The organism is Micromonospora sp. NPDC007208 (genome assembly GCF_042869175.1).
Taxonomy (GTDB): Bacteria; Actinomycetota; Actinomycetes; order Mycobacteriales; family Micromonosporaceae; genus Micromonospora; species Micromonospora foliorum.
The window spans coordinates 589,003-598,357 of record NZ_JBIAFG010000003.1; the positions used below are offsets into that span (position 1 = coordinate 589,003).

Consider the following 9,355-nt stretch of genomic DNA (forward strand, 5'->3'; position numbering starts at 1 on the left):
TGTCCTCCTGTGGACTTCTTGGTTCGTACGCCCGGCGCGCCGGTCGGCGCTTAGGACTCTGTCGACAGCCTTTCCGGCCTGACGGCCGGAGAGCCTTTGTGGGTTCTGCGGCGATGAAGCCTACAGGCCCGGTCTCACGCGATCCGATCGTGGTGGCCGCGGGCGGGTGAACCCTCCCGCGACCAACCACGAATCACCTGCTCAGAGCGTTACTCGCCCGTTGCCTTGGCGATGATCTCCTTCGCGACGCTCTGCGGAACCTCGGCGTAGGAGTCGAACTGCATGCTGTAGCTAGCCCGGCCCTGGGTCTTCGACCGCAGGTCGCCGACGTAGCCGAACATCTCCGACAACGGCACCAGGGCCCGGACGATGCGGGCGCCACTGCGCTCCTCCATCGCCTGGATGATGCCGCGGCGGGAGTTGAGGTCACCGATGACGTCACCCATGTTCTCCTCAGGAGTGGTGACTTCAACGGCCATCATCGGCTCGAGCAACGCCGGGTCGGCCTTGCGGGCCGCGTCCTTCATCACCATCGAGCCGGCGATCTTGAATGCCATTTCCGACGAGTCGACCTCGTGGTACTGGCCGTCCAGCAGGGTCAGCTTCACGCCGACCAGCGGGAAGCCCGCCAGGATGCCGTACTGCAGCGCGTCCTGCGCACCGGCGTCCACCGAGGGGATGAACTCCCGGGGGATGCGGCCGCCGCTGACGGCGTTGGCGAACTCGTAGGTCGGCGAGTCGTTGTCCAGCGGAAGCGGCTCGACGCTCACGATCACGCGGGCGTACTGGCCGGAACCACCGGTCTGCTTCTTGTGGGTGTACTCGACCTTGTCCACCTTGCGGCGGATGGTCTCGCGGTACGCCACCTGCGGCTTGCCGACGTTGGCCTCGACGTTGAACTCGCGGCGCATCCGGTCGACCAGGATGTCCAGGTGCAGCTCACCCATGCCGGAGATGACCGTCTGACCGGTCTCCTCGTCCAGTTGGACGCGGAAGGTCGGGTCCTCCTCGGCCAGGCGCTGGATGGCCGTGCCCAGCTTCTCCTGGTCGGACTTGGTCTTCGGCTCGATCGCCACCGAGATGACCGGCTCCGGGAAGGTCATCGACTCCAGGATTACCGGGTTCGCCGGGTCGGAGAGAGTGTCGCCGGTGGTGGTCTGCTTGAGACCCTGCACGGCGATGATGTCGCCGGCCTGCGCCGACGGACGCTCTTCCCGCTTGTTGGCGTGCATCTGGTAGATCTTGCCGATGCGCTCCTTGCGGTCCTTGGTGGAGTTGACCACCTGGGAACCGGAATCGAGCGTGCCGGAGTAGACCCGCACGTAGGTGAGCTTGCCCAGGTGCTTGTCCGTCTGGATCTTGAAGGCCAGGCCGGAGAAGGGCTCCGAGTTGGACGGCTTACGCAGCAGCGGCGTCTCGCCGTCGGTGGCCGTACCCTCGATCGCCGGAACGTCCAGCGGCGACGGCAGGAAGTCGACCACGGCGTCGAGCATGGGCTGGACGCCCTTGTTCTTGAACGCCGAGCCGCACAGCACCGGGTTGGCCTTGCCGGCGATGGTGGCACGCCGGATGGCGGCCTTGATCTCCTCGACGGAGATCTCCTCGCCCTCCAGGTACTTCTCCATCACCGCGTCGTCGACGTCGGCGAGGGTCTCCATCAGCTTCTCGCGCCACTCGGCCGCGGAGTCGGCCAGGTCGGCCGGGATCTCCTCAACCGCGTAGTCCTCACCCTTCTGGGTCTCCCCGCGCCAGGTGAGCGCGCGCATGCCGATCAGGTCGACGACACCGATGTGGTCGCCCTCGAGCCCGATCGGGATCTGGAGCACCAGCGGGGTGGCGTTCAACCGGTCGATCATCATCTGCACGCAGCGGAAGAAGTCGGCGCCGGTCCGGTCGAGCTTGTTGACGAAGCACATACGCGGGACGTTGTACTTGTCGGCCTGCCGCCAGACGTTCTCCGTCTGCGGTTCCACGCCGGCGACACCGTCGTAAACCGCGACCGCACCATCCAGGACCCGCAGCGACCGCTCGACCTCGACCGTGAAGTCGACGTGGCCAGGCGTGTCGATGATCTGGATCGTGTGGTCTTTCCACTCACACTTGGTAGCAGCGGAGGTGATGGTGATACCACGCTCCTGCTCCTGCTCCATCCAGTCCATGACGGCAGCGCCCTCGTGGACCTCACCGATCTTGTACGTGATGCCGGTGTAGAACAGGATTCGCTCGGTGGTCGTGGTCTTACCGGCATCGATGTGCGCCATGATGCCGATGTTGCGTACCTTGGCGAGCGCGTCTGCGGCGGCCACTTCAATCCCTACTTATCGTCGTCTCGACTCAACTGGTGGCGGTTCCGGCGCCCGAAGGCGCCGGAACCAGGGTGTTACCAGCGGTAGTGCGCGAAGGCCTTGTTGGACTCGGCCATCTTGTGCGTGTCCTCGCGCCGCTTGACGGCGGCACCGAGGCCGTTGCTCGCGTCCAGCAGCTCGTTCATCAGCCGCTCGACCATGGTCTTCTCGCGCCGGGCGCGGGAGTACGTGACCAGCCAGCGCAGGCCCAGGGTGGTCGCCCGGGTCGGGCGGACCTCGACCGGAACCTGGTAGGTGGCGCCACCGACACGACGGCTGCGCACCTCGAGGGTCGGCTTGACGTTGTCCATCGCCCGCTTGAGGGTGACGACCGGGTCGGTGCCGGACTTCTCGCGGCAGCCCTCGAGGGCCGCGTACACGATGGACTCGGCGAGCTGACGCTTGCCGCGGAGCAGGATCTTGTTCACCAGCTGGGTGACCAGCGGCGAGTTGTACACCGGGTCAGCGACCAGTGGCCGCCGCGGAGCGGGTCCCTTACGCGGCATGTCAGCTCTTCTCCTTCTTCGCGCCGTAACGGCTGCGCGCCTGCTTGCGGTTGCGGACACCCTGGGTGTCCAGCGAGCCGCGAACGATCTTGTAACGCACGCCGGGGAGGTCCTTCACCCGGCCGCCGCGGACGAGCACGATCGAGTGCTCCTGCAGGTTGTGACCGACGCCGGGGATGTAGGCGGTCACCTCGATCTGGCTGCTGAGCTTCACGCGAGCGACCTTGCGCAGCGCCGAGTTCGGCTTCTTAGGGGTGGTGGTGTACACGCGGGTGCACACGCCGCGCCGCTGAGGGGAACCCTTCAGCGCCGGGGTCTTGGTCTTGGTCGTCTTCGCCTGGCGGCCCTTTCGGACCAGCTGCTGGATCGTGGGCACCGGGTTTCTCCGCTCCCTTCGGCCGCATTCGCGGCCGCGCCGTCTGCTCGTTAGCCGGCCTGATGACCGGCTCTCCTACATTCCGACCAGGGTCGCCTTGCGGAGACCCCGGCACCCGCGGTCGGGCGTGTCGCCCTCGTCACGGCCCGTTGCGACGCTCTCGCGTGCGTACCGGGTTTTGTCACCGGCGCGCGGGTCGCCCCGCCCCGGATCCTTGGCTTGTCGTGCCGCCGTCCGTAAGCCGGAAACAGCGCACGCACGAGTTGCCCGGGCATGCCCGGGCACAAGGGGAAAGAGTACCTACCACAACCGCCCAGGTCAAAACGGAACGGCCCGGCGACTGTCTCACGCCCGCCGGCCAGATCTCGTCTTGCCCCGTCGCCCGCGATGGGCACCTACGAATACAAGTGTACCGGCTCCCCCGCAGAAGCACCCATCGCCCCCGGAGGGACCGGAAGCCTTCCGCGGGAAAGCCCCGTCAGGTGCCGGAACCACCGGTGATCACCCTCACGTCAGGGTGAGGAGCAGGGCCAGCGCCAGGCCCAGCAGGCTGAGCAGTGCCCCCGCCGCGCCGCAGCTGATCCCGGCCATCGCCAGCCCGCTGCCGGTGAACTGGACGGCGGACGGCGCGGCCGGCCGGCGGATCTGCCGCCGGCCGAGCAGCCCGACGACGACCGCCGCGCCGCCGGCCAGCACACCCAGCGCGGCGAACGCTCCGGAGGCCCACGCCCCGCCGTCGTTCTTGAAGGCCACTCCGAAGCAGATCACCAGCAGCGAGACCAGGACCGAGGCGACCCCCGCCACCAGCGCCCCGATGGCCAGCCCGGAGGTGACCGGCGCCACGTCCAGGTGGACGACGCCGAACGGCGTACCCGAGACCGTCTCCACCCGCTTCGGCGGCCGGCGCTGGTCGTCGGTGGGCGGCGGCACCGAACGCCCCTGCGCGCCACCCCACCCGGGGCCGTGCCCGGGCGGAGGACCCCACCCGGGCGGCGCTCCGGACCCGGACGACGGCGGACCCCAGCCGGGCGGCGCCCCGGGATGCGCCGGCGGACCCCAGCCGTACGGCGCACCCGGCCCGGACGACGGCGGACCCCAACCGGGCGGCGCACCGGGCCCCGACGAGGGTGGGCTCCAGCCGTACGGCGCACCCGGACCAGGTGCCGGCGGGCCCCAGCCGGGCGGCACACCGGGACCGGACGAGGGCGGGCCCCAACCCTGCGGCGTCGGGGCCGGCGCGCTGGAGACCGGGTACGGCTGCGCGGAGCCGGGTGCCGTGGTCGTGCCCCAGCCGGTCGGAGTCCAGCCGGAGTGCGGAGCCGGGGGTGGCGGTGCACCCGGGGTGGACACCGGTGGCTGTGGCTCACCGTCCGGGCCCGGTCGCGCCCAGTCGCTCGGCTCGGCCGGAGGAGCCGACGGGTCCGGAGGGCTGGCCGGAGGCGCCGGCGGGTCCGGAGGGCCGGCCGGTTCGGATGGAGGAGCCGACGGGTCGGGAGGGCCGGCCGGTTCGTCCGCGGGGGGCCGCGCCGGTTCCGTCACGAGGTCCTCCTGTCGAAAGGCCGCCACCGCCACACGGCGGACACCGGCCAGGCTACCGCCGCGAGCGCCGCCGCCCGCGCCGGGCGGCCAGCGGCGGCTCAGTCCATGTTCGCCGGGTAGTCGTGGCCGAACGGGGCGCCGGCCAACCGCACCACCCCGATGACCACCGCGGCCACCACGCTGACCGCGGCCAGCACCAGGCCGGTCCAGGCCATCCACTCCCCCCGCCGCAGCCAGACGCTGCCGGTCAGGAAACCCCCCGAGGCGTACGCCTCGCGACGCGCCTGCCGGGCCAGTTGCAGGGCCACCGTCGCCGGCACCACGCCACCGATGAACAACCCGGTCAGCATGCCGAGCAGGCCCAGCGCGAAGACCGCCCGTGCCTTCGTGGCGCGGGCCGGGTCCGGGTCCAGCGGGTGGCGCAGCCCTTGCGGGGCGACGGACACCTGCCCGGGTGCGGTCGTCATCCCCCCATCATGCCGAACCCGACCCGGGGGTGGGTGGGCACGGACACGATGAGGCCCCCGGCTTTCACCGGGGGCCTCGTCGTGTGACTGGTGCTTAGCGGTACGACCCGAAGTCGAAGTCGTCCAACGGCACGGCCTGCCCGCTGGCCGGCCCGAAGCCGTAGTCGGTCTCCGGGTAACCGGTCATCGAGTAGACCTTGGCCTTGGCCTCCTCGGTCGGCTCGACCCGGACGTTGCGGTACTTGCTGATGCCGGTACCGGCCGGGATGAGCTTTCCGATGATCACGTTCTCCTTGAGGCCGACCAGCGAGTCGCTGCGCGAGTTGATCGCAGCGTCGGTCAGCACCCGGGTGGTCTCCTGGAAGGAGGCCGCCGAGAGCCAGGAGTCGGTGGCCAGCGAGGCCTTGGTGATACCCATCAGCACCGGACGACCAGCGGCGGGCTCGCCGCCCTCCGAGACGAGCCGGCGGTTCTCCGACTCGAACAGCGCCCGGTCGACGAGCACACCCGGCAGGAACTCGGTCGAGCCGGAGTCGATGACCGTCACCCGCTTGAGCATCTGGCGGATGATGATCTCGATGTGCTTGTCGTGGATGAGCACACCCTGCGAGCGGTAGACCTCCTGGACCTCACTGGTCAGGTGGACCTGGACCGCCCGCGGACCCATGATCCGCAGCAACTCGTGCGGGTCGATGGTGCCCTCGGTCAGCTTCTCGCCGACCGCGACGTGACCGCCGTCGTGGGTACGGAGCTTGACCCGCTTCGAGATCTTGTCGTAGACGATCTCTTCGCTGCCGTCATCCGGCACCACGATGATCTTGCGCGAGCGCTCGCCGTCCTCGATCCGGATCCGACCGGGGGTGTCGGCGATGGGCGCCTTACCCTTCGGGACCCGGGCCTCGAAGATTTCCTGAACACGCGGCAGACCCTGGGTGATGTCCTCACCCGCGACACCACCGGTGTGGAAGGTACGCATCGTCAGCTGCGTACCGGGCTCACCGATGGACTGGGCGGCGATGATGCCGACCGCCTCGCCGATGTCGACCGACTTGCCGGTCGGCAGCGAGCGGCCGTAGCAGGCCGCGCAGACGCCCAGCTTCGACTCGCAGGTGAGCACGCTGCGCACCCGGACCGTCTCCACACCAGCGGCGACGATCTTGTCGACCCCGATGGAGTTGATGTCCTGGCCGCGCTCGGCGACCACGGTGCCGTCCGGCCCCTTGATGTCGTCGGCGAGGGTACGGGCGTGCACGCTCGTCTCGGCGTGGGTGTGGACGACCAGCTTGCCGTCCAGCTTCTCGCCGATCTGCATCGGGATCGCCCGGTCGGTGCCGCAGTCCTCTTCGCGGATGATGACGTCCTGCGAGACGTCCACCAGACGACGGGTCAGGTAACCCGAGTCGGCGGTCCGCAGCGCGGTGTCGGCGAGACCCTTACGGGCACCGTGCGTGGAGATGAAGTACTCCAGCACGGACAGACCCTCCCGGTAGCTGGCCTTGATCGGCCGCGGGATGATCTCGCCCTTGGGGTTGGCCACCAGACCACGGATCGCCGCGATCTGCCGGAGCTGGAGCAGGTTACCGCGAGCGCCCGAGTGGATCATCTTCCACAGCGGGTTCTCCTGCGGCAGCGCGGTGTCCATCTCCTTGGCGACCTCGTTGGTCGCCTTGGTCCAGATCTCGATGAGCTCGCCGCGACGCTCCTCGGCGGTCATCAGACCACGCTGGTACTGCTTGTCGATCTGGTCGGCGTCCTTCTCGTACCGCGCCAGGATCTCCGCCTTGCGCGGCGGCGCGATGACGTCCTCCATGCCGATCGTCACGCCGGACCAGGTGGCCCAGTGGAAACCGGCCTCCTTGAGCCCGTCCAGGGTGGCGGCGAGCGCCACCTTGGGGAAGCGCTCGGCGAGGTCGTTGACGATCGCGGAGAGCTGACCCTTGCGGATCTCGTAGTTCACGAAGCGGTAGCCCTGCGGCAGCGTCTCGTTGAACAGCACCCGACCGAGGGTGGTCTCCACGGTCAGCGGGTCACCCTCGACCCAGCCCTCCGGGGCGGTCCACGTCTCGGAGCCAGCGCCGTTGTCGACACCGACCACGCCACGCAGGCGGATCTTCACGGGCGCCTGCAGGTGCAGCTCGCCGTTGTCGAAGGCCATCCGCGCCTCGGCGTCCGAGCTGAACGCCCGGCCCTCGCCCTTCTCACCGGCGGTGAGGTGGGTGAGGTGGTACAGACCGATGACCATGTCCTGGGTGGGCATGGTGACCGGCTTACCGTCGGCCGGCTTGAGGATGTTGTTCGACGACAGCATGAGGATCCGCGCCTCGGCCTGAGCCTCGGCGGACAGCGGCACGTGCACCGCCATCTGGTCACCGTCGAAGTCGGCGTTGAACGCGGTGCAGACCAGCGGGTGGATCTGGATCGCCTTGCCCTCGACCAGCTGCGGCTCGAAGGCCTGGATGCCCAGGCGGTGCAGGGTCGGTGCGCGGTTGAGCAGCACCGGGTGCTCGCCGATGACCTCTTCCAGCACGTCCCACACGACCGGGCGCTGACGCTCGACCATCCGCTTGGCGGACTTGATGTTCTGTGCGTGGTTGAGGTCGACAAGCCGCTTCATCACGAACGGCTTGAACAGCTCCAGCGCCATCTGCTTGGGCAGACCGCACTGGTGCAGCTTGAGCTTCGGGCCGACCACGATGACCGAACGGCCGGAGTAGTCGACGCGCTTGCCCAGCAGGTTCTGGCGGAACCGGCCCTGCTTGCCCTTGAGCATGTCGGACAGCGACTTGAGCGGGCGGTTACCCGGGCCGGTGACCGGCCGGCCGCGACGGCCGTTGTCGAACAGCGCGTCGACGGCCTCCTGGAGCATCCGCTTCTCGTTGTTGACGATGATCTCGGGCGCGCCGAGGTCGATCAGCCGCTTGAGGCGGTTGTTCCGGTTGATCACGCGGCGGTACAGGTCGTTCAGGTCCGAGGTCGCGAAGCGGCCACCGTCGAGCTGCACCATCGGGCGCAGGTCCGGCGGGATGACCGGGACGCAGTCCAGCACCATGCCGAGCGGCGAGTTGCGGGTGTTCAGGAACGCCGCGACGACCTTGAGTCGCTTGAGCGCCCGGATCTTCCGCTGGCCCTTGCCGGACCGGATGGTCTCCCGCAGGCTCTCGGCCTCGGCGTCGAGGTCCATGTTCTGGACCAGCGCCTTGATCGCCTCGGCGCCCATGGACCCGGTGAAGTACTCACCGAACCGGTCGCGCAGCTCGCGGTAGAGCAGCTCGTCGGTGACCAGCTGCTTCGGCTCCAGCTTGCGGAAGGTGTCCAGCACCTCGTCCAGGCGGTCGATCTCGCGCTGGGCCCGGTCGCGGATCTGGCGCATCTCGCGCTCTCCGCCCTCCTTGACCTTGCGCCGGACGTCCGCCTTGGCACCCTCGGCCTCCAGCTCGGCCAGGTCGGCCTCGAGCTTGGCGGCCCGCTTCTCGATCTCCGAGTCGCGGCTGTTCTCGGACTGCCGCTTCTCGGCCAGGATCTCGTTCTCGATCGTCGAGAGGTCACGGTGACGCGACTCCGCGTCCACGCTCGTCACGACGTACGAGGCGAAGTAAATGATCTTTTCGAGGTCCTTGGGGGCGAGGTCCAGCAGGTAGCCCAGCCGGCTCGGAACGCCCTTGAAGTACCAGATGTGGGTCACCGGAGCGGCGAGCTCGATGTGCCCCATCCGCTCACGACGGACCTTGGAGCGAGTCACCTCGACGCCGCAGCGCTCACAGATGATGCCCTTGAACCGAACGCGCTTGTACTTACCGCAGTAGCACTCCCAGTCCCGCTGCGGACCGAAGATCTTCTCGCAGAAGAGCCCGTCCTTTTCCGGCTTCAGGGTGCGGTAGTTGATCGTCTCAGGCTTCTTGACCTCGCCGTGCGACCACTGACGGATGTCGTCGGCGGTGGCGAGACCAATGCGCAGCTCGTCGAAGAAGTTGACGTCGAGCACTATGTCCCCTATGTCGTCGTCTGTACTGCTAATTCTCGGGTGGGGTCGGGGGGGGGGGGGCCCCCCCCCCCCCCCCCCCCCCCAAACACAAAACCCCCCCCCCCCCCGCCGCCGGGCCCGGAGGAGTCCCCCACCACACC

The 9,355-nt window shown here is 68.9% G+C and carries 6 protein-coding genes; all 6 read right to left on the minus strand.

Annotated elements, in window-relative coordinates; all coding sequences use genetic code 11:
- Positions 1–209 precede the first annotated feature (209 nt).
- Complete coding sequence (gene fusA / locus ACFYL6_RS09165) at positions 210–2,306, minus strand: elongation factor G (protein WP_355580501.1); 2,097 nt, start codon at positions 2,304–2,306, stop codon at positions 210–212.
- 74 nt (positions 2,307–2,380) lie between these two features.
- Positions 2,381–2,851, minus strand: coding sequence for a 30S ribosomal protein S7 (gene rpsG / locus ACFYL6_RS09170; protein WP_007465317.1), 471 nt, complete (start codon positions 2,849–2,851; stop codon positions 2,381–2,383).
- A 1-nt stretch (position 2,852) separates the two neighbouring features.
- Entirely contained in the window at positions 2,853–3,227 is a 375-nt protein-coding gene (gene rpsL / locus ACFYL6_RS09175) for a 30S ribosomal protein S12 (protein WP_007465318.1), read from the minus strand.
- Between the two features lie 507 nt (positions 3,228–3,734).
- Positions 3,735–4,115 carry a hypothetical protein gene (locus ACFYL6_RS09180; RefSeq protein WP_387169536.1) on the minus strand — a complete coding sequence of 127 codons (381 nt, stop codon included), beginning with the start codon at positions 4,113–4,115 and terminating at the stop codon, positions 3,735–3,737.
- 749 nt (positions 4,116–4,864) lie between these two features.
- On the minus strand, positions 4,865–5,233 hold the full coding sequence (locus ACFYL6_RS09185) for a hypothetical protein (protein WP_387169487.1): 369 nt from the start codon (positions 5,231–5,233) through the stop codon (positions 4,865–4,867).
- Positions 5,234–5,327: 94 nt separating this feature from the next.
- On the minus strand, positions 5,328–9,215 hold the full coding sequence (locus ACFYL6_RS09190) for a DNA-directed RNA polymerase subunit beta' (RefSeq protein ID WP_387169489.1): 3,888 nt from the start codon (positions 9,213–9,215) through the stop codon (positions 5,328–5,330).
- Positions 9,216–9,355 lie beyond the last annotated feature (140 nt).

Coding starts and splice junctions, on each gene's coding strand:
- ACFYL6_RS09185 (WP_387169487.1), bottom strand. CDS start 5,233: ATGACGACCGCACCCGGGCAGGTGTCCGTCGCCCCGCAAGGGCTGCGC.
- rpsG (WP_007465317.1), bottom strand. CDS start 2,851: ATGCCGCGTAAGGGACCCGCTCCGCGGCGGCCACTGGTCGCTGACCCG.